General features: G+C 76.1%; 15 protein-coding genes and 1 pseudogene. 9 read left to right on the forward strand and 7 right to left on the reverse strand.

Annotated elements, in window-relative coordinates; all coding sequences use genetic code 11:
* Positions 1 to 363 precede the first annotated feature (363 nt).
* Positions 364 to 1758: pseudogene (locus tag OG994_RS31510) on the reverse strand (serine/threonine-protein kinase); the annotation flags it as partial.
* Positions 1759 to 1892: 134 nt separating this feature from the next.
* Between OG994_RS31510 and OG994_RS01625 the strand changes: the two are divergent.
* Both OG994_RS01625 and OG994_RS01630 read left to right on the forward strand, forming a co-directional pair.
* Positions 1893 to 2093: a hypothetical protein gene (locus OG994_RS01625; protein ID WP_120327152.1), complete on the forward strand. Its 201-nt coding sequence runs from the start codon at positions 1893 to 1895 to the stop codon at positions 2091 to 2093.
* Complete coding sequence (locus tag OG994_RS01630) at positions 2090 to 2890, forward strand: site-2 protease family protein (protein WP_328851987.1); 801 nt, start codon at positions 2090 to 2092, stop codon at positions 2888 to 2890. The genes OG994_RS01625 and OG994_RS01630 overlap by 4 nt, the downstream gene beginning before the upstream one ends.
* A 115-nt stretch (positions 2891 to 3005) precedes the next feature.
* Here the strand turns inward: OG994_RS01630 and OG994_RS01635 are convergent, their stop codons facing one another.
* On the reverse strand, positions 3006 to 4004 hold the full coding sequence (locus OG994_RS01635) for an aldo/keto reductase family protein (protein WP_328851988.1): 999 nt from the start codon (positions 4002 to 4004) through the stop codon (positions 3006 to 3008).
* 101 nt (positions 4005 to 4105) lie between these two features.
* The gene (locus OG994_RS01640; protein ID WP_328851989.1) at positions 4106 to 7798 is read right to left on the reverse strand and encodes a WG repeat-containing protein; all 3693 of its coding nucleotides are present in this window, start codon (positions 7796 to 7798) and stop codon (positions 4106 to 4108) included.
* A gap of 948 nt (positions 7799 to 8746) precedes the next feature.
* On the opposite strand from OG994_RS01640, the gene OG994_RS01645 reads away from it, so the two are divergent.
* The 4 genes from OG994_RS01645 (at position 8747) to OG994_RS01660 (ending at position 12636) form a co-directional block, all read left to right on the forward strand.
* Positions 8747 to 9019: a hypothetical protein gene (locus OG994_RS01645; protein ID WP_328851990.1), complete on the forward strand. Its 273-nt coding sequence runs from the start codon at positions 8747 to 8749 to the stop codon at positions 9017 to 9019.
* 977 nt (positions 9020 to 9996) lie between these two features.
* Positions 9997 to 10848, forward strand: a complete 852-nt coding sequence (locus OG994_RS01650; RefSeq protein WP_407942559.1) for an ABC transporter permease — start codon at positions 9997 to 9999, stop codon at positions 10846 to 10848.
* Complete coding sequence (locus OG994_RS01655; RefSeq protein ID WP_328851992.1) at positions 10841 to 11656, forward strand: ABC transporter permease; 816 nt, start codon at positions 10841 to 10843, stop codon at positions 11654 to 11656. Before OG994_RS01650 ends, OG994_RS01655 begins: the two co-directional genes overlap by 8 nt.
* Positions 11653 to 12636 (forward strand): ABC transporter ATP-binding protein, encoded by a 984-nt coding sequence (locus OG994_RS01660; protein WP_328851993.1) that lies wholly within the window; start codon positions 11653 to 11655, stop codon positions 12634 to 12636. The genes OG994_RS01655 and OG994_RS01660 overlap by 4 nt, the downstream gene beginning before the upstream one ends.
* Before the next feature lie 7 nt (positions 12637 to 12643).
* On the opposite strand, the gene OG994_RS01665 is transcribed toward OG994_RS01660, so the two are convergent.
* On the reverse strand, positions 12644 to 13204 hold the full coding sequence (locus OG994_RS01665) for a helix-turn-helix domain-containing protein (RefSeq protein ID WP_120327157.1): 561 nt from the start codon (positions 13202 to 13204) through the stop codon (positions 12644 to 12646).
* A 66-nt stretch (positions 13205 to 13270) separates the two neighbouring features.
* Between OG994_RS01665 and OG994_RS01670 the strand changes: the two genes are divergently transcribed.
* Positions 13271 to 14164 (forward strand): AzlC family ABC transporter permease, encoded by an 894-nt coding sequence (locus OG994_RS01670; protein ID WP_328851994.1) that lies wholly within the window; start codon positions 13271 to 13273, stop codon positions 14162 to 14164.
* Positions 14158 to 14466 (forward strand): AzlD domain-containing protein, encoded by a 309-nt coding sequence (locus tag OG994_RS01675; protein ID WP_328851995.1) that lies wholly within the window; start codon positions 14158 to 14160, stop codon positions 14464 to 14466. The genes OG994_RS01670 and OG994_RS01675 overlap by 7 nt, the downstream gene beginning before the upstream one ends.
* A 74-nt stretch (positions 14467 to 14540) precedes the next feature.
* On the opposite strand, the gene OG994_RS01680 is transcribed toward OG994_RS01675, so the two are convergent.
* The 3 genes from OG994_RS01680 to nadA form a co-directional block, all read right to left on the reverse strand.
* Entirely contained in the window at positions 14541 to 15146 is a 606-nt protein-coding gene (locus tag OG994_RS01680; RefSeq protein WP_120327159.1) for a DUF3043 domain-containing protein, read from the reverse strand.
* Between the two features lie 74 nt (positions 15147 to 15220).
* Positions 15221 to 16576, reverse strand: coding sequence for a UDP-N-acetylglucosamine 1-carboxyvinyltransferase (murA, locus tag OG994_RS01685; protein WP_328851996.1), 1356 nt, complete (start codon positions 16574 to 16576; stop codon positions 15221 to 15223).
* 212 nt (positions 16577 to 16788) lie between these two features.
* Entirely contained in the window at positions 16789 to 17988 is a 1200-nt protein-coding gene (gene nadA / locus OG994_RS01690; protein ID WP_120327409.1) for a quinolinate synthase NadA, read from the reverse strand.
* A gap of 68 nt (positions 17989 to 18056) precedes the next feature.
* Here nadA and OG994_RS01695 point away from each other — a divergent pair, with 68 nt between their 5' ends.
* Positions 18057 to 19190 (forward strand): glycerate kinase family protein, encoded by a 1134-nt coding sequence (locus tag OG994_RS01695; protein ID WP_328851997.1) that lies wholly within the window; start codon positions 18057 to 18059, stop codon positions 19188 to 19190.
* Positions 19191 to 19316: the final 126 nt, after the last annotated feature.

Genomic DNA, 19316 nt, shown 5'->3' on the forward strand with positions numbered 1-19316 from the left:
CGCGCTGCTCGTGCCGGGGCTCGGTCGCGCGCTGGTGCCGCCCGTGGGCGCGGTGCTCCCGCCGCCACCCGCGGGGGCGCTCGGCCGGTCTGGCTGCGCGGTGGTGGCGCTGGGGGTCGCCGACCGGCTGGCGCCGGGCGTGCGGGCGGGCCGGCTCGCGGTGGCGGTCGGGCTGGTCTCGGGCTGCGCGCCCTGGTCCTGCGGCGCCGGTGCCGACTCGGCGATCAGCGCGGGCGGGGCGTCCTCGCCGGTGTGCCCGCCGCCACGCAGGGCGATCACGACGACGGTGGCCACGAGCGCCACGGACACCGCCGCGGCGGCCCCGACCAGCAGCCCCCGGCGGCCGCCGGGACGGGAGTCCAGCGGGTCCTCGCGGGTGTCCGCGGGGCGGGGTGGCACCGCGGCCACGCCGGTCTGCCACCCGCCCGGGCCGGGCCGCCCGGCGGGAGGCGGCGCGGCGCCGGGTTGCCCGGTGGGGATCGGCGCGGCGGCGGGGGTGGGCCAGGCGAAGGCCGGTGGTGCGGCGCCGGCCGGGGCGGCACCCGACGGCGGGGTGGGTGTGGCGTCCGCGCCGAAGGGCGGGACGGCAGCCGGCGGCGGGGTGGGTGTGGCGTCCGCGCCGAAGGGCGGGACGGCGGCGGAACCGGCGGGAGGCGTGTGGCCGGTGGGGACGGCCGGCGGGTGGGCGCCGGACGGCGTACCGGCCGGGACGCCCGGCCCCGACGGGGCCGGCGGCGACGGCCGGGGCGGCGCGGCCGGCTCCGGGCCGGTGGACGGCCCGTGCCGCGGTGCCGGCGGCGGCGCGGCGGCGGGCTGCGGGCCGTCGGACTCATCACCCGGTGGGGCCGGTTGGGGAAGCGGGGCCACCGGGGCGGCCGGGGCCGACAGCGCCCACGGCGGGCGGGCGGAGACCGGGATGGTCGCCAGGGTGGCGTCCCGCGCCTCCGCGGCGGCCCGGGCCAGCTCGGCGGCGTCGGCGAACCGGTCGGCCGGGCGCTTGGCCATCGCCCGGCCCACCAGCTCGACCACCGCCGGCGGGGTGCCCGGCGGCAGCGGAGCCGGCTCGTCCTGCTGGTGGCGCAGCGCCACCTCGAACGGGTTCTCGCCGACGAACGGCGGCTGGCCGGCCAGGCAGTAGTACGCCACGGCGCCGAGCGCGTACACGTCGCTCGCCGCGGAGACCGGCTGGCCGGTGGCCTGCTCCGGCGACATGTACGAGGCGGTGCCGAGCACCATGTTGGCGGCCGTGAGCCCGGAAAGGGCGCGGGAGCGGGCGATGCCGAAGTCGACGAGCACCACCCGGCCGTCCTGCTTGACCAGCAGGTTGCCCGGCTTCACGTCGCGGTGGACGATGCCGGCGGCGTGGGCGGCGTGCAGGGCGTCGGCCGCCTGCGCGACCACCGACATCGTCGACGCCGGGTCGAGCCGGCCGGCCCGGCCGACCCACGCGGACAGCGGCTGCCCGTCGACGAACTCCATCACCAGGTAGTCCACCCGGCTGCCGTCGGCGAGCGTGGCCTGCCCCACGTCGTGCACGGCCACGACGCCGGGGTGGCGCAGGGCGGCCAGCATCCGCGCCTCGGCCCGGAACCGCGTGGTGAAGTCCTGGTCGGCGACCAGCGTCGGCAGCAGCACCTTCACCGCCACCTCGCGTTCCAGCAGCAGGTCCGTGCACCGCCAGACCGCGCCCATCCCGCCCGTCGCCACACGATCGCCCAGCCGGTACCGGTCGCTGAGCACCACTCCCCGAGTCAGCACCGGGCCACCGTACCGGCCGGCGCGGACACGGTGATCGACGCCGTGCGGTCGTCGAGCGGCCGGCGCGCGCCGGGCCGACTACGCTGGCGGGGGTCCCGTCCCACGGGACCGAGGGCGGCGAGGGGAGACGCGGCATGGCGTGGAGCTGGCGGTACGAGGGCACGGACGGTCAGCCGGTGCAGGGTCCGGCGGAGTCGTTCGGCAGCCAGGCCGACGCCGAATCCTGGATCGGCCAGACCTGGCGCGAGCTCGCGGCGTCCGGCGTCACCTCGGTCGCGCTCGTCGAGGACGACCGCGTCGAGTACCGGATGAGCCTGCTGCCCCCGGCCGAATGACGGCGTACGACCGCCCGGGCGGGGAGCGGCTCGTGCTCGGAGTGCCCCGGGCGGCGTTCCGGCCGAGCCCCGTCTTCGTCGCCCTGGTCGCGCTGTTCGTGACCACGGGCGTGCTGGCCTGGAACGGCTCCGGCAACGTCCGGCTGAGCGTGTTCGGGTTCGTGGTGTCCGGCTGGCTCGTGTCGCTCTGCCTGCACGAGTACGCGCACGCGATCGTCGCGTTCCGGGCCGGCGACCGGGGGGTGGCCCACCGCGGCTACCTGACCCTCAACCCGCTCAGGTACAGCCACCCGCTGCTGTCGATCGCGCTGCCGGTGCTCGTGGTGCTGCTCGGCGGCATCGGCCTGCCCGGCGGCGCGGTGTGGGTGGACCGGCACCTCATCCCGGGGCGGCTGCGGCACACCCTCGTCAGCCTGGCCGGGCCGGCCACCAACGTGCTCTTCACGCTGGTGCTCGTGCTGGCCCTGCGGGTCGGCACGGGTGCGGGCGGGTCCGTCGAGTTCTGGGCGGGCCTGGCGCTGCTGGCGTTCCTCCAGCTCACCGCGAGCGTGCTGAACCTGCTCCCGGTACCCGGCCTCGACGGCGGCAACATGATCCAGCCCTGGCTGAACCCGCAGTGGCGCCGGATGTACGACCTGTTCGCCCCGTACGGCTTCATCCTGCTCTTCGCGCTGCTGTGGAACCCGCGGATCAACGGCTGGTTCTTCGACGTGGTCTTCACGGCCGGCGACGTGCTCGGCCTGCCGGCCTGGCTCTACGGCACGGGGCTCGACCTCGTCCGCTTCTGGCGCGGCTGACGGCCTTCCCGTCGGGTCCGGCGTCGGGTCTCAGGTTGGCCGCTGACGGGCGTCTGGTCTGGCCCGCGTCGGGTCCGGTCCGGCCGGGCTCGCGCGCCGGCCGGACCGGGGGGCGTCACGGACGCTGCGCCGGGCTCTCGGTCTTCGCCGGGTCGCGCTCGGTGATCGGGTCGACGATCTCGTCGATCGCCTTGAGCAGGTCGGCGTCGAGCTTCACGCCGGCCGCCTTGACGTTGTCCTGCACCTGCTCGGGGCGGGTCGCGCCGACGATCGCCGAGGAGACGTTCGGGTTCTGGAGCACCCAGGCGATGGCGAGCTGGGCCATGGTGAGCCCGGCCTGCTCGGCCAGCGGCCGGAGCTGCTGCACCCGGGTCAGCACCTCGTCGGTGAGGAACCGGGCGATGAAGTTCGCGCCCGACTTCTCGTCGGTGGCCCGGGAGCCGGCCGGCGGCGGCTGGCCCGGGAGGTACTTGCCGGAGAGCACGCCCTGCGCCATCGGCGACCAGACGATCTGGCCGACGCCCAGCTCCTCGCTGGTGGGCACGACCTCGCTCTCGATGACCCGCCACAGCATCGAGTACTGCGGCTGGTTGGAGACGAGCGGGATGTGCAGCTCGCGGGCCAGCTTGTGGGCCTCGCGGATCTGCGACGCCTTCCACTCGGAGACGCCGATGTAGAGGGCCTTGCCGGAGCGTACGACGTCGGCGAAGGCCTCCATCGTCTCCTCCAGCGGCGTGCTGTAGTCGTAGCGGTGGGCCTGGTAGAGGTCGACGTAGTCGGTGCGCAGCCGGCGCAGCGAGCCGTTGATCGACTCCATGATGTGCTTGCGGGACAGGCTCCGGTCGTTGCGACCCGGGCCGGTCGGCCAGTACACCTTGGTGAAGATCTCCAGCCCTTCCCGGCGCTCGTTTTCGAGCGCGCGGCCGAGCACGTCCTCGGCCCGGGTGCCGGCGTACACGTCGGCGGTGTCGAAGGTGGTGATGCCGGCGTCGAGGGCGGCCCGTACGCAGGCGAAGGCGGCGTCCTCCTCCACCTGGGACCCGTGGGTGATCCAGTTGCCGTACGAGATCTCGCTGACCATCAGGCCGGAGCGGCCTAGGTGACGGAATTCCATGGCCTGACCCTAACTCCGGTCACCGGCGGGCCCGGCCGGGCGACCCGCGGGTGTGTGGTGATCGTCAGCCGGGCGGTCGCGTCAGCCGGGCGGCCCGGCCGTCACAGCACCGGGTTGGTGTCGGCGAGCAGCCGTTCGATCTCGTCGAGCACGTCCTCGGTGCTGCGGTGCACCGGGTCGATGAGCGGGTTCCCCCGCCGGTCGAGGGCGCCCCACCGGCCGCCGGCCGTGCCCACGAGGAAGGCGACCGGATGGACGATGAGCGCCGGGTGCACCGGCGGGACGACCACGGCGCCCGTGTGGTCCACCACGCCGTGCCGGCCGGCCAGCTCCGCCACGGCCAGGCCCTCGTCGGTGAAGCCGTCGACGTACCGGCCGTCGGCCAGGGGGGTGCGGAGGCTGTGGTACCGGGTCGGCACCACGATCCGGCCGGTCCGGTCCACGGCGCCCCAGCCCTCGCGGCGGACCGCGGCCACGCCGCGCCGGAACGGGCGTACGTCGGCGAAGCCCGGCGGGATCACCACGTCACCCGTGGGGTCGATGGCCGACCAGCCCTCGGCGCCGTCGCGGACCACCCAGGCCAGTCCGTCGGAGAAGGAGCGGACCGCGAGGAACGACGGGGGGATCACGGTCGTGCCGGTGAGCGCGATCAGCGACCAGCGGTCGGTGTCCGGCCGCCGCACCCAGGCCAGGCCCTCCCGGAACGGCTGGGCGTCCGCGTACCGGGCCGGGATGACCAGCTCGCCCTCCGGGTCGGCGTAACCCCAGAGCGCGCCGTCGCGCGCGGGCACCGGGGGCTGGATGCGCTCCAGCACCTCGTCCCGGCTGCGGGGGTACGGGCCGAAGCCCTCCGTCACGACCCGCTCGGCGACCGCGTCGAGCGCGGTCCGGACCCGGGCGAGCAGGTCGGCGTCCCCGGCGCCGCGCAGGTCGAGCGCCCGCTCGAAGTGCTGGCACGCCTCCATGAACCGACCCTGGTCGTAGCAGGACCGCCCGGCGTGCTCGTGCAGCGCGGCCTGCAGCCGGTCGGGCAGCTCGGGCGAGGTGGCCAGGGCGAACAGCTGGTCGGCCTCGGTGAACTCCCCGCGCCACCGCAGCACGTGCGCGAGCCGCGCCTGGGCGAGCGCGATCCGGCGCAGCTCACCGGTAGCCTCGGCGTACGTGAGCGCGAGCCGCGCGTCCGCCAACGCGTCGTCCAGCTCGTTGAGGACGCGGGACACCACGGCACGCAGGCTGAGCAGCCGGGCCCGGGCGCGGTTGTCGGCGGCCGACGCCAGCTTCTCGGTCAGCCGCCGCCGGATCGTCCGCAGCTCGTCCGGGTCGTCCGCCACCTCGCGCAGCGTCGCCGGGTCGAGCCGCCAGCGGTAGCGCGCCAGCAGTTGCTCGGGATCCCCCTGCAGGGCGCGGTTCGGCGCAGCCGGCGGTGCGGAGACGGACGCCGCCGGCACGGCGGACACCGGTGCGCCCGGCGGCGGGGACGGATCCCGCTCGGCCGTGGTCGGCGGAGCCGGGACGGGTCCGGCGGGTGCTCCGGAGACGGGCGCCGGGTCGGCGGGTGGTGCGGAGACGGCTGCCGGGACCGGGTCGGCAGGCGGTGCGGAGGCGGGTGCCGGGACCGGCTCGTCGGGCGGCGCGGAGACGGGCGCCGGGACCGGGGCGGCGTCTGCGGTGGCCGCCGGCGACCCGTCGGGTACGGCCGTCGCCTCGGTGGCGCCGGCTGGTGCTTCCGTTGCTTCCGCTGCTGTCGTTGCGGCCGATGCCTCCGGTGCGGCCGGGGGCGCGGAGTGCGGCGGTGCCGCGTCCCGTACGGCGTCCGGGCGGGCCGGGTACGCGGGCGGCGGCGAGGTCTGGTCCGGCCCGTCCGGCGGGGAGGCGCTCGTCACGGGTGCCGAGGGAGCCTCCGCCCCGCCGTCCACGCGTGCCTCGACGGCCTCGCGCTGACCCGGTACCGCCTCTCTGACCGGCGACCCAGGCGTGGGGCCGTCAGCGCCAGTGGGGGCGTCCGGCCGCTCGCCCGCCTCGGGCCGTACGGCCATCGCGCTGCCCTCGACGGCGGTGGCGCCCCCGGTGTCGGCGGTGCTGTCGGCGTCGGCCAGCGCTGCGGAGGTGGCCGGGTCGACGGTGGTCGGCTCGACGGCGTCGGTGGGCGGCACGGCGTCGGGTGCCGGCTCCGGCCGCGCCGGCTCCGGACCGGGCGTCCCGGCGTCGACGGCGGGCGACGCCCAGGCCACGGCGGCAGAGGGGAGACCGGTGTCCCAGTCGTCCAGCCCGTCGGCGGCCGGCGCGTCGGCGGCCTCGGCAAGGGCGGTGTCGACGTGGTCGTCGGCCGTCACCGTGTCCCGCGACGCCCGAGGTGCCGCGGTGGCGGCCTGGTCGGCGAAGGCCACCGGGTCGGAGTCGACCGGCGTCGATCCGGTGCCGACCGGCTCGGGGTCGATCGTCGCCGGTCCGGCCGGGGCCTCGGGCGTGGCCGGTTCGGGGTGGGTCGTGGTCGGGTCGGCGTCGAGTCGGGCTTCGGGCTCGGTCGGCGCGAGGTGTGTGTCTACCGCCGGGAGTTGGGGCTCGGGCGTGGCCGGCTCGGTGCGGGTTGCTGTCGGCTCGGCCGCCAGCCCGGCCTCGGCCGTCAACCGTGGCTCGGTGTCGGCCGGCGTCGGTCCGAGGTGGGGCGCGGCCGATTCGGGGTGGGTCGTGGTCGGCTCGGCGGCGAGCCCTGCCTCGGCCGTCGGGAACCGTGGCGCGATGTCGGCCTGCACCGGTCCGAGCTGGAGTTCGCGCGGCTCGGCGCCGGTCGGTGTCGGGTCGGCTGCGAGCCCGTCCCCGGTCACGGCGGATCCCGGTTCGGTGGGACGCGTGGCGGGTTCGGCCGCGGGCTGCGCCGCAGTCGGATCGCTGCCGGCTGTCGTCGGTTCGGCTGCGGTCCTGGCGACGGTCACGTCGACTCCGGTCCGGACCGGGGTCGGGTCGGCGTCGGACACGGTGCGCGGGGCTCCGTCGCGGTCCGCGCTCGGCTCGACCGGGCCGCCAGCCGCGATTGAGAGAGCGTCGGCCTCGACGGTGGCCGGCGCGGCTGCGGGCCAGGCCGCCGCCTCGGTGTCGGCGGTCGTCGGTGCCGCCCCGGCGGTGGATCCGGTGCCGACCTCTGCCATGGGCCCGGTCGCGGTCGGCTCGGGCGCGACCGGGGACGCCTCGGGGCCGACCGTGGTCTGCTCGGCTCCGGCGTCCGGCCCAGCCGATTCGCCGCCGGCCGTCGTCGGGTCGATGTCGGCCGTGGTCGGGCCGTCGTCCGTCGTGGGCTCGGCGTCGGTCGTGGTCGGCTCGGCGCGGCTGTCGGCCTCGGGCGTGGCCGGCTCGGCCTCGGGCGTGGTCGGTTCCGCCGGCACGGGCCGGGCCGGGCGGAACCAGGCGTCCGCCCCGCCGCTGGGCTCCGGCGCGGTGGTGTGCGCCGACGGCTCGGACGGGGGCGGCGGGACGTAGACCCGGGGAACGCCGGGAGCGGGCGGAAGCGACGGTTCGACCGTCGTCGCCCCCGACGCGGACGCGGCGGGCGGGTGTCCGGGCACCACGTCCTGGCGGTCGGCGGCGCGCTCGCCGTCGGCCGGCCGCTGGTACCCGTACGCGTCGACCGGGGTACGGCCCGCCGGCGGGCGGTCCGCCGTCGGCGGAGCGACCCGGTCGCCGGCGCGTGGCCCGGCGTAGGGCGGCGGGGCGGCCGTCGGTTCCGCCGGGCGGGCCGGGTCGAACGGTGGTACGGGACGCGCCGGTCCCGGCGTGCCGGCCCCGGGCGGTCCCGACACGGGCGTCCCGGAGGGACGGTGCGCCGGGCCGGAGGCCGGCGTCGAGGGTCGGACGGCCGCCGGCGAGCCGGGGCCCGTCGCCGAGGACGGGGGTGCCGCTGTGGTCGGTCGGGCCGCCGGCGGTGGGCCGGGCGGGGCGGGGGGATACGTGGGCGCCGGGGAGACGGGGCGGCCGGGCGGGATGGCCGGTCCGGCCGCCGGAGGCACCGGTGCCGGCGAGACCGGTCGGCCCGGTGCCGGCGAGACCGGGGCAGGCGGGACCGGTGCCTCGCGCGGCGGCTCCGGCGTACGCGGCCGGTTCCCCGGCTCGGCGTCCGCCGGCCAGGTGGGATGGCCCGCGGGGCCCGAGGGCGGCACACGGTGCGCGGGCGGAGCCGGCTGCGCCGGTGGAACCGGTCGACCAGCCGCGGGAGCAGAGGAGACGGGCCGGCCGGGGGCCGGTGCGGGCGACACCGGTTGACCGGGGGCGGGACCGGGCGACACCGGTCGACCCGGCGCCGGTCCGGGGGAGACGGGTCGGCCGGGGGCCGTCGCGGGCGGGCGCGGTTGGCCGGGGGCCGGTCCCGGCGAGACGGGACGGCCGGGGGCTGGCCCGGGCGACACCGGTTGACCGGGCACGGGGCCGGGCGACACCGGTCGACCCGGGGCCGGTCCGGGTGAGACGGGTCGGCCGGGGGCCGCCGTCGGTGGGCGCGGCTGGCCGGGGGCCGGTGCGGGCGACACCGGTCGACCCGGCGCCGGCCCGGGGGAGACGGGCGGGCCGGAGATCGGCGTGTCCGCGGCGGGCGGCGGGTAGGGACGCCGGTACGGCTCGTCGTACCGCGGCGCGTCCCGCCGGGCGGCCTCGCGGGGCGGCATGTCGGCGTCGAACGGGCGGCGCTGCTCCGGCCGCGCTTCGGCGCGGCGGCCCGGATCCCGGCCCGGATCCCGGCCCGGATCCCGGCCGGGGTGCGGCGGCCGGGGCCCGCCCGCCTCGCGGTCGGGGTGCGGCCACGGCTCCCGGTACGCCTCCTCCCTCCGGTCGGCGTACGGCTCGGCACGGCCGACCATCTCCCGCGGCGGCCGGTACCGCTCCTGGTCCGGCCCGGGGTGGCGGTCGGGGCGGTACGCGCGGTCGTCCTCGTAGCGGGGGCGCGCGTGCCGGTCGTGCTCGACGCGGCGCGGGTGCTCCTCGTCGTACCGGGGGCGGTCGTCGTAGCGGGGGCGGTCGTCGTGGCGTGACCGGTCGGCGTGCGGCCCTCGCGGATCGTCGACGTGGCGGGCCGGCCCGTCGCGGCGCGGCGCGTCGTGCCGGAGGTCGTCGGGGTGGCGGTCCCGCTCGGCGGCCCGGCCCCACGGGTAACGGGGGCGCCGGCCGCCTTCGGCGGGGTGCCGCTCGTACCCGTCGGCCGGCGGTCCGGCGGGGCGGCGGCGCGGCGGGGAATCCTCACCGGGCTCGGGCATCCAGCCCGGCTCCGGGTGGGAGACCGGCGGAGGGTACGAGCCGCGACGTGGGTCCCCGGCCGGTTCACCGTGCCAGCCGTTCTCCCGCCCCGCGCGTTCCTCGCGGCGCGCGCCGCGGTCGGTCCACTCGGTCCGGCCGTCGGACCGGGGCTGGCGGGCCGGTGGCCGCTCGTCGGGCCAGGCGGGTTCGGCCTGCGGCCGGCGGTAGGACTCGTCCCCGTAGCGGCGCGCGTCGGTGCCGTCGCGGCGGCGGTCCCGGGCGTACGGCTCCTCCTCCGGCGGCGGCTCGTCGGACCAGGAGCGGCCCAGGTACGTCCCGTCGGGCCGGGTCGGGGCGAGCGGCGGCACGTCGACACGGCCCACGACGCTGGCCCGGCCGCGGGGCGGAGGCGCGTGCTGCACGCCGATGTCTCCCGGGTAGCGCTGCCCGGGGAACTGCGGGTGCCATTCGTGGGTCGGCTCGACCATCCAGGACGGTTCGGCCGGATCCTGCCACCGATCGGAGTATCGGCTGCTCATCCGAGGTGCCCGTCGCCGGACCCGGGGCGTGTGCCGGCGTACCGGCACCGTCGGCTCGCGACCGCGGCCGGGTGACCGCCGGGCGCCGGACCGCCGGGGGCCGCGCTCCGGTGGCCGGCTCGCGTCCGCTCGCTCACGGCGTTGTCACCTCGTTGCCAATTGTCGCGCTGAGCACCCGACCTACCGGTAGAGTCGCCCGGTCCGGCAGGGCGTGGCTGCGGATGGAGGGTAGCGGCGTGGGTTCGCTGAACGCCACTGTGGCACCGTTCACCACCTCAAACGTTATCCCATGGTTCCGGACATTTTGGGCTTTAGCCGCATCTGGTTTCCGACGATACTCCACCTACCGGCAGGCGACCGTCGCCGGGATCGTGACCAACACCGTCTTCGGTTTCCTGCGCTGCTACGTCCTCCTCGCGGTGGCCGGCGCGGCCGGGACGGCCGGCGGGTACGACCGCCCGCAGCTCGCCACATTCGTCTGGGTCGGACAGGGGCTGCTCACCGTGGTCCTGCTCTGGGGCTGGACGGAGCTGGCCGACCGGATCCGCACCGGGGACGTGACGGCGGACCTGCTGCGGCCCGTGCACCCGGTGACCGCGTACCTCGCCACCGACCTGGGCCGCGCCGGGCACGCCGCGCTGGCCCGGCTGCTGCCACCGGTGGTCGTGGCGCCGTTCTTCTTCGAGTTGTACCTGCCCACCCGCTGGCCGACCGTGCTCCTGTTCGCCGGTTCGGCCACCGCGGCCGTGGTCATCTGCTTCGCCTGCCGCTACCTGGTCAACGCCACCGCGTACTGGCTGGCCGACGTGCGGGGGCCGCTCGTCCTCTGGACGCTCGGCTCCGGCGTGCTCTGCGGCCTGTACTTCCCGCTGCGGTTCCTGCCGGAGTGGCTCTACCAGGCACTGTGGATCGCCACCCCGTTCCCGAGCCTGCTCCAGACCCCGCTCGACGTGCTCGTGGAACGGGACCCCGCCCCGGTGCAGGTGGCGCTGGTCGCCGTCCAGGCCGGCTGGGTCGTCGTGCTCCTGGCCGCCTGCCGGTGGGTGCAGCGCCGCGCGGAGCGCCGCCTGGCGGTGCAGGGTGGCTGACGGTCGCGGCGGGACGCTGAGGGCGTACCGGGCGCTGCTCGGGGCGCAGGCGCGGTCGCAGACGGCGTACCGCACCTCGTTCGCCGTGGACCTGGTGGGCAACGTCGGCGCCACGGCCTTCGACGTGCTCACCGTGCTGGTGCTCTTCGGCGTGACGCGGGAGCTGGGCGGGTTCACCCTGCGCGAGACGCTGGTCGTCGTCGGCCTCTCGGCGTGCGCCTTCGCCACCGCCGACCTGCTCGTCGGCAACATCGAGCGTATCCCGCAGTACGTGCGCACCGGCCTGCTGGACGCCGTCCTGGTGCGGCCGCTCGGCGCGCTGCCCCAGCTGCTGCTCATGGACCTGCCGTTGCGCAAGGTCTCGCGGGCCGTGTTCGGGCTCGCCGTCTGGGTCACGGCGGTCGCGTCCGCCGGCATCGACTGGACGCCGGGGAGGGCGCTGCTGGTCGTGCTGGCCCCGCTCGCCGCCGTGGTCTTCTTCGGCTCGATCTTCGTGGCCACCGCCACGGTGTCGTTCTACTGGGTCGAGTCGGGCCAACTCGCGAACTCGTTGACCTACGGCGGGCGCGACTTCACCTCGTACCCCGTCACCGTCTACGGCGGGTGGTTCCGGGCGCTGTTCGCGTACGGCCTGGGGTTCGCCTTCGTGTCCTACCACCCGGCGCTGGCCCTGCTGGGCCGCGCCGACCCGCTCGGCCTGCCGGCCTGGGTGGGCTGGGCCGCGCCGGGCGTCGCGGTGGTCGCCGCCGCGCTCGCCGCCGCGGCCTGGCGGGTCGGCATCCGCCACTACCGGAGTACGGGGTCATGACAGAGGTCATCACCGCGCGCGGTCTGCGCAAGGAGTTCACCGTGCACGTCAAGACCGGCCGGATCCGCCGCGCCAGGCGGGTCCGCGCCGCGGTCGACGGGCTCGACCTGCGGGTGGAGCGGGGCGAGATGCTCGGCTACATCGGACCGAACGGCGCGGGCAAGTCCACCACGTTGAAGATGTTCACCGGCGTGCTGACGCCCACGGCCGGCGAGGTGCGGGTCTGCGGGCTGCGCCCGGTGGCCCAGCGCACCCGTCTCGCGCTGCGGATCGGGGTGGTCTTCGGCCAGCGGTCGCAGCTGTGGTGGGACCTGCCGCTGCGGGACTCGTTCGACCTGCTCCGGCACGTCTACCGGGTGCCGGCCGCCGAGCACGCCGCCCGGCTGCGCCGGTGCCGCGACCTGCTGGACCTGGACGGCTTCCTCGACGTGCCGGTCCGGCAGCTCTCCCTGGGACAGCGGATGCGCGGCGAGCTGACGGCGGCGCTGCTGCACGGCCCGGAGGTGCTGTTCCTGGACGAGCCGACCATCGGCCTGGACGTGGTCAGCCGCCAGGCGGTCCGGGGGTTCCTCGCGGAACTCGGCAGCACCGGTGACACCACGCTCGTGCTGACCACGCACGACCTGGCCGACATCGAGCGCCTCTGCCGGCGGCTCGTCGTGGTCGACCAGGGACGGGTGGTGCACGACGGCTCGATCGCCGACCTCCACCGGCGCTACGGCTCCCGGCGGCTCGTGGTCGCCGACCTGGACGCCCCGCTGCCGGAGCCGCCGGTCCTGCCCGGCGCGCCGCTGCGCGAGGTGGCGGCGGACGGCCGCCGGCTGGTGTACGCGCTGGAGTCGGCGGGAGTCGCCGAGGTGGTCTCCGGCCTGGCGGGCGTGGCCAGCCTGCGGGACGTCGCGGTGGTGGAGCCGGACATCGAGGAGGTCGTGGCCCGGCTCTACGGCGCCCCGGCCCCCGCCGCCGTTCCGGCGCCCTGAGCGCCGGTCAGGGGTGCTCCATCACCAGCACCGCGAACGTGCCGGGGGCCAGCGCCTCGTACCGGTGCGGCGCGTCGCCGGGGAACGTCGCGTAGTCACCCGGCCCCAGCTCGACGAGGTCCGCCTCCGGGCCGACCCGTAGCCGCCCGGCGGCCACGACCACGTGCTCCACGCTGCGCGGGGTGTGCGCCTCCGCCGTGCGGACGGCCCCCGGCTCCAGCTCGATGAGGTACACGTCGCGCCGGACGTGGGGCGGACCGGCGCTGAGCAGCGTGCCGGAGAAGTCGGCCTGCTCGGACCGGATGCGGGGACCGTGCCCGGCCCGGATCACCCGTACGGCCGGGGTCGGCGGTTCGACCAGCCGGGCGAACGGCACGTCGAGGGCGACGCCGAGCGCCCAGAGGGTCTCGACGCTCGGGTTGCCGGTGCCCGCCTCCAACTGGGAGAGCGTCGACTTCGCGATCCCGGCCCGGCGGGCCAGCTCGGTGAGCGAGATGCCGGCCCGTTCCCGCTCCCGCCGCAGGGCGGCGGCGATGGTGGCCAGTGGGGCAGCCGGCTCGGTGGCCATTGTTCACTCCATCGGTCTGTTTGTTCGTTTTGACGAACGGGGCTACGGCGTTCATCATGATGGACCATGCGTACGGTACAACGAACGGCCGCCACGGGGATGCTCCGCGACATCGCCGCCATCGGTGCCGCCATGGTCGCCGTGGGCGCGTCCTTCGGCGCGGTCGCCGTGGCGGCCGGGCTGCCCGTGTGGGCCACCGTCGCGATGTCCGTCCTGCTGTACGCCGGCGGCGCGCAGTTCATGGCGGTGGGACTGCTGGCCGCCGGCAGCCCGCTCGCGGCCGTGCTGGCCGGGCTGCTGCTCAACGCCCGGCACCTGCCGTTCGGGCTGACCCTCGGCGACAGCTTCGGCCCCCGCCTCTGGCACCGGCTGCTGGGCGCTCACCTCATGACCGACGAGACCACCGCCTTCGCGCTGGCCCGTCCGGCCGGCCCGGACCGGCGGCGGGCGTTCTGGCTGGCCGGGACGCTGTTCTTCGTGACGTGGAACCTGGGCACCCTGCTCGGCGTGCTGGCCGGCGGGGCGGTCGGCGACCCGGCCACGCTGGGGCTGGACGCGGCCTTCCCCGCCGGGCTGATCGCCATGCTCATGCCGACCATGCGCGACCGGGACACCCGCCGCGCCGCGGTGGCCGGCGCGGTCCTCGCGGTTCTCGCGACCCCGGTGCTGCCCGCCGGGGCGCCGGTGCTGCTCGCCCTCGCCGGGCCGGTGCTGCTGGCGCTGCGCGCGCGGACCGGGTCCCGGGGCGCCGACCCGGCGGATGGGCCGCGGGGCGGCGCCGACGCTCCGCCGGAGCCGGCCGGTGGACGGGTCGGTGGCGGCGGGCCGGCCGGTGGAGCGGTGGGTGGAGACACGGGTGACGGCCCGCACGGGTCGGCCGGTGGGCCGGCGCACCCGCGCGGGCGGGTGAGCGTCCCGGCCGGGGCCGGACCGGAGCGGAACGAGGGGGAGACGTGCTGATCGCGGCGATCCTGGCCCTGGCGGCGGGCACCTTCGGGTTTCGGGCCGCCGGGGTGCTGCTACGGGACCGGCTCGATCTGCCCGACTGGGCCCGGCAGGCGCTGCCCGTCGCCGCCGCGGCGCTGCTCGCCGCGCTGGCTGCCACCGCCGCGCTCACCGAGGCCGGCCGGTTCGCGGGCTGGGCCCGCCCGGCCGGGGTGCTGGTCGGCGTGCTGCTGGCCTGGCGGCGGGCGCCGTTCGTCCTCGTCGTGGCCGCGGCGGCGGCCACCACCGCGCTGCTGCGCCTGCTGGGCGTGCCCTGACCCGCGACTGACCGCGGACCGTCCGCGGCCTGCGGTCAGGCCGGTCGCGCTCCAGCGCCGGCCGTGACCCCTCGTCAGACCTTGTCGCCGATCTCGACCCGGGGGACCGGGGCACGCATCCGGCGGAAGGTGATCGACCGCATGATCGCGTACAGGTAGAGGGAGCCCATCCGCTGCCCGCTGTTGGGGTAGCGCTCGCGGACCAGCTTGCGGATCTTCCGCGAGATGAGGATCGAGTCGACCACCACGCCGAGCGCCAGCGCGCCCCAGAGCAGGTTGGAGACCAGCCGGACGACCGGCGGCATCGCGGCGTTCGACCCGATCAGCACGATGAGCGCGCCGCCGAAGAACCAGGTGCCCACGTTGCGCCGGGAGTCCACCACGTTGCGGGCCAGCAGGCGCTCCGGCCCGCGGTCGCGCGGGCCGCCCTCCCGGCGGAACTCGGCCGCCGCCTCGGCGCGCATCTGCCGGCGGCGCTCCCGCGCCTCCGCCTTGGTGAGCGGCTTGGTGGGGGCGCCACCACCGGGACGCCGCCCGGCGCTCGGGCGCTTCGGCGTCTCGCGTCCCTTGCCCGGGGTGTAGCCCCGGGGGCGGGCGGACTGGGTCGCCTCGTCGGGCGTCACCTCGGTGACGGCTTCCTCGACGAGGTCGGCGGACTTGCGGCGGAACAGCGACGGCACGCGGCAAGGGTAGCCAAACGACGGCGCCCGGTGCACATCGCGGTGCACCGGGCGCGAACGAGGAGGAAGTGACGCTACGGACGCTCGACGTGCGCGCCCAGGTCGGCGAGCTTCGCCTCGAAGTCCTCGTAGCCGCGGTTGATCAGGTCGACGCCGTACACCCGGGAGGTGCCCTCGGCGGCCAGCGCCGCGATCAGGTGGCTGAACCCGGCCCGCAGGTCCGGGATCACCAGGTCCGCCGCGTGCAGCTTGCTGGGGCCCGCGATCACCGCGGAGTGCTTGAAGTTGCGCCGGCCGAAACGGCACGGGGTGCCGCCCAGGCAGTCGCGGTAGACCTGGATGTTCGCGCCCATCGAGTTCAGGGCCTCGGTGTAGCCGAGCCGCTGCTCATACACCGTCTCGTGCACGATCGACAGGCCCCGGGCCTGGGTGAGCGCCACCACGAGGGGCTGCTGCCAGTCGGTCATGAAGCCCGGGTGCACGTCGGTCTCCAGCGCGACCGACTTGAGCTCCCCACCCGGGTGCCAGAACCGGATGCCGCCCTCCTGGCCCGGGTCGCCGTGGCGCGGCGGACGCAGGTCGGTGACCTCGTACTCGCCGCCGACGGACCGGAAGATGTTCAGGAACGTCATCATGTCGGCCTGCTGCGCGCCGAGCACCTCGACGTGACCGCGGGTGGCGAGCGCGGCCGCCGCCCAGCTGGCCGCCTCGATCCGGTCCGGGATCGGCCGGTGGGTGTAGCCGTGCAGCTTGGGCACGCCCTGGATCTCGATGACCCGGTCGGTGTGGACCTTGATGATCGCGCCCATCTTCTGCAGGACGCAGATCAGGTCGATGATCTCCGGCTCCACGGCGGCGTTGCGCAGCTCGGTGACGCCCTCGGCCATCACGGCGGTGAGCAGCACCTGCTCGGTGGCGCCGACGCTCGGGTACGGCAGGGCGAACTTCGTGCCCCGCAGGCCGTTCGGCGCCGACAGGTGCAGGCCCTCGGGCCGCTTGTCGACCGTCGCGCCGAACTCGCGCAGCGCCTGGAGGTGGAAGTCGATGGGGCGCGGCCCGATGTGGCAGCCGCCGAGGTCGGGGATGAACGCGTGACCGAGCCGGTGCAGCAGCGGCCCGCAGAACAGGATCGGGATCCGGCTCGACCCCGCGTGCACGTTGATCTGGTCGGTGCTGGCGCTCTCCACGTTGGCCGGGTCGAAGACGAGCTCGCCGTCCTCCTCGCCGTCGCTCACCTTGACCCCGTGCAGCCCGAGCAGACCCCGGACCACCTCGACGTCACGGATCTTCGGCACGTCGAACAGCCGGCTCGGACTGTCGCCGAGCAGCGCGGCGACCATCGCCTTGGAGACCAGGTTCTTCGCGCCGCGCACGCGGATCCGCCCCTCGAGCGGGGTGCCTCCGTGCACGATCAGGACGTCGTCGGTCAACGCAACCTCCAGAGCGTCGGTGCTGCCGTGTTGATGGTGGGGCCCACGATGCTCACCGCTACCCCGGATGCGGCCGGGTCGAAACAGGCCGCCTGCGTCGTTGCTCCGGCAGCATAGTCCTCGGCGGCGAGAATGGAACCGGTCACACCACCCGCAGAGTGTTAATTCGGTGATCCGGAACTATTGGGTATCAAGGGCGCTACGTACGGTGATCAGCCGGCCGTCGCCGGCGGGGTCGTGGCGCCGGGAAGCGCGAGCATCTGGTCTAGTGCGACGCGCGCGTGGTGGGCGGTGTCCGGATCGACGGTGATCTGGTTCACCACCCGCCCGGCCACCAGCTCCTCCAGCGCCCAGACCAGGTGCGGCAGGTCGATGCGGTTCATCGTCGAGCAGTAGCAGACGGCCCGGTCCAGGAACATGATCTGCTTGTCCGGGTGGGCCATCGCGAGCCGCCGTACGAGGTTCAGCTCGGTGCCGACCGCCCACGCCGAGCCGGCCGGGGCCGCCTCGATGGTCTTGATGATGTACTCCGTCGAGCCGACGAAGTCGGCCGCGGTGACCACCTCGTGCCGGCACTCCGGGTGGACGAGGACGTTCACGCCGGGCACCCGTTCCCGGACGTCGTTCACGCTGTCGAGGGTGAACCGGCCGTGCACCGAGCAGTGCCCGCGCCAGAGGATCATCTTCGCGTCGCGCAGCTGCTGCGGGGTGAGCCCGCCGTTCGGCTTGTGCGGGTCGTAGAGCACACAGTCGTCGAGCGAGTAGCCCATCTCCAGCACGGCCGTGTTGCGGCCCAGGTGCTGGTCGGGCAGGAAGAGCACCTTCGAGCCCTGCGCGAACGCCCAGTCCAGCGCGCGCTTGGCGTTCGACGAGGTGCAGACCACGCCGCCGTGCCGGCCCACGAAGCCCTTGATGTCGGCCGACGAGTTCATGTACGTCACCGGGACGGTCTGCTCGGCGACGCCCAGGTCGGCGAGCACCTCCCAGGCGGCCTCGACCTGGCCCAGGACCGCCATGTCCGCCATCGAACAGCCGGCCGCCAGGTCCGGCAGGATCACCTTCTGGCTGTCCGAGGTGAGGATGTCGGCGCTCTCGGCCATGAAGTGCACGCCGCAGAAGACGATGTACTCCGCGTCCGGCCGGGCCGCCGCCTCCCGGGCCAGCTTGAACGAGTCGCCGGTCACGTCGGCGAATTGGATCACCTCGTCGCGCTGGTAGTGGTGGCCCAGCACGAACACCTTGCTGCCCAACGCCGCCTTCGCCGCCGCCGCGCGAGCCACCAGATCGGGGTCGCTGGGCGCCGGGAGGTCACCCGGGCACTCCACCCCGCGCTCGGTGGCCGGGTCGCTTCCCCGCCCGAGCAGCAGCAGTGCCGTGGCCGTGTTGGAGGGTTCTACCCAGGTCGAAGTCACGTCCTCCATGGTCCCACAGCGCGAACGCGGCGCAGCCGTCCGCGGTGTGTGCTGCCACACTGCTCGGCATGCGCGTGCTGCTCTGCCCGGACAAGTTCGCCGGCACCCTGCCCGCCCCGGAGGTGGCCGCCGCCGTCGCCGCCGGTTGGCGCGAGGTGACCGACGGTGACGAACTGCTGATCCGGCCGCTCGCCGACGGCGGGCCTGGGTTCCTCGACGTGCTCGCCGAGGCGCTCGACGCGAGCCGCGTACCGGTGCCGACCGTCGATCCGCTCGGCCGTCCGGCCACCGGTGAGATCCTCCTCACCGGCGACGGGACGGCGTACGTCGAGAGCGCGCAGGCGTGCGGGCTGCACCTGCTCGCCCCGCACGAGCGGGACCCGAAGGCGACCACGTCGTTCGGCCTCGGGCTGCTGGTCGCGGCGGCCGTCGAGCGCGGCGCCCGCACCGTGGTGATCGGGCTGGGCGGCTCGGCCACCAACGACGCGGGCGCGGGGATGCTCACCGCGCTCGGGGTCACGCCGCTCGACGAGGCCGGGCAGGCCCTGCCGTACGGCGGCGCCGCGCTCGCCGGGACCGCCGCGCTCGACGGGGCGCCCCGCCTGCGCGGCGCGGAGCTGGTCGCCGCCACCGACGTGGACAACCCGCTGCTCGGCCTGCACGGGGCGAGCAACGTGTTCGGCCCGCAGAAGGGCGCCGACCGCGCCGACGTGCTGCTGCTGGACGCCGCGCTGGAACGCTTCGCCGCGGTGCTGGAACGGGACCTGCCGGGCTGCCCGGCGGCCCTGGGCGCGCTGCCCGGTGGCGGGGCCGCCGGCGGCATCGGCGCGGCGATCCTCGCCCTCGGCGGGCGCTGCGAGTCGGGCATCGGCCTCGTCACGCGCGCCACCGGGCTCGACGCCGCGCTGGACGACGTCGACCTGGTGATCACGGGGGAGGGCTCCTTCGACCACCAGTCGCTGCGGGGCAAGGTCGTCGCCGGGGTGGCCGGTGCCGCCCGCGACCGGGGGCTGCCCTGCGTGGTGGTGGCCGGGCAGGTGAGCACCGGCCGGCGGGAGGCCGCCGCGGCCGGGGTGACCGACGCGTACAGCCTGGTGGAACACTTCGGTGACGGCGAGCGCGGGCTGGAGGCCGCGCTCAGCCGTCCCGCCGAGGGGCTGCGCGAGCTGGGCGCCCGGCTGGCGCGGCAGTGGAGCCGGTGACGCGGGGTGTGACCCGCGCCGCGTGCGGGCATCCCGGAGTCACGTCGAGGGGTCGGCGAGGCCCGGACGGGCCTACAATCGAAAACTGGACCACAGTGGGAATCGCTGACCGGCGGGTGACGTTGG

This window comes from Micromonospora globbae (assembly GCF_036184225.1).
Lineage (GTDB): Bacteria > Actinomycetota > Actinomycetes > Mycobacteriales > Micromonosporaceae > Micromonospora > Micromonospora globbae.

Bases quoted from the DNA above. Each gene is read 5' to 3' on its own strand.
- OG994_RS01625 (WP_120327152.1), top strand. From the start codon at position 1,893: ATGGCGTGGAGCTGGCGGTACGAGGGCACGGACGGTCAGCCGGTGCAG.
- OG994_RS01630 (WP_328851987.1), top strand. From the start codon at position 2,090: ATGACGGCGTACGACCGCCCGGGCGGGGAGCGGCTCGTGCTCGGAGTG.
- OG994_RS01635 (WP_328851988.1), bottom strand. From the start codon at position 4,004: ATGGAATTCCGTCACCTAGGCCGCTCCGGCCTGATGGTCAGCGAGATC.
- OG994_RS01660 (WP_328851993.1), top strand. From the start codon at position 11,653: ATGACAGAGGTCATCACCGCGCGCGGTCTGCGCAAGGAGTTCACCGTG.
- OG994_RS01665 (WP_120327157.1), bottom strand. From the start codon at position 13,204: ATGGCCACCGAGCCGGCTGCCCCACTGGCCACCATCGCCGCCGCCCTG.
- OG994_RS01670 (WP_328851994.1), top strand. From the start codon at position 13,271: ATGCGTACGGTACAACGAACGGCCGCCACGGGGATGCTCCGCGACATC.
- OG994_RS01695 (WP_328851997.1), top strand. From the start codon at position 18,057: ATGCGCGTGCTGCTCTGCCCGGACAAGTTCGCCGGCACCCTGCCCGCC.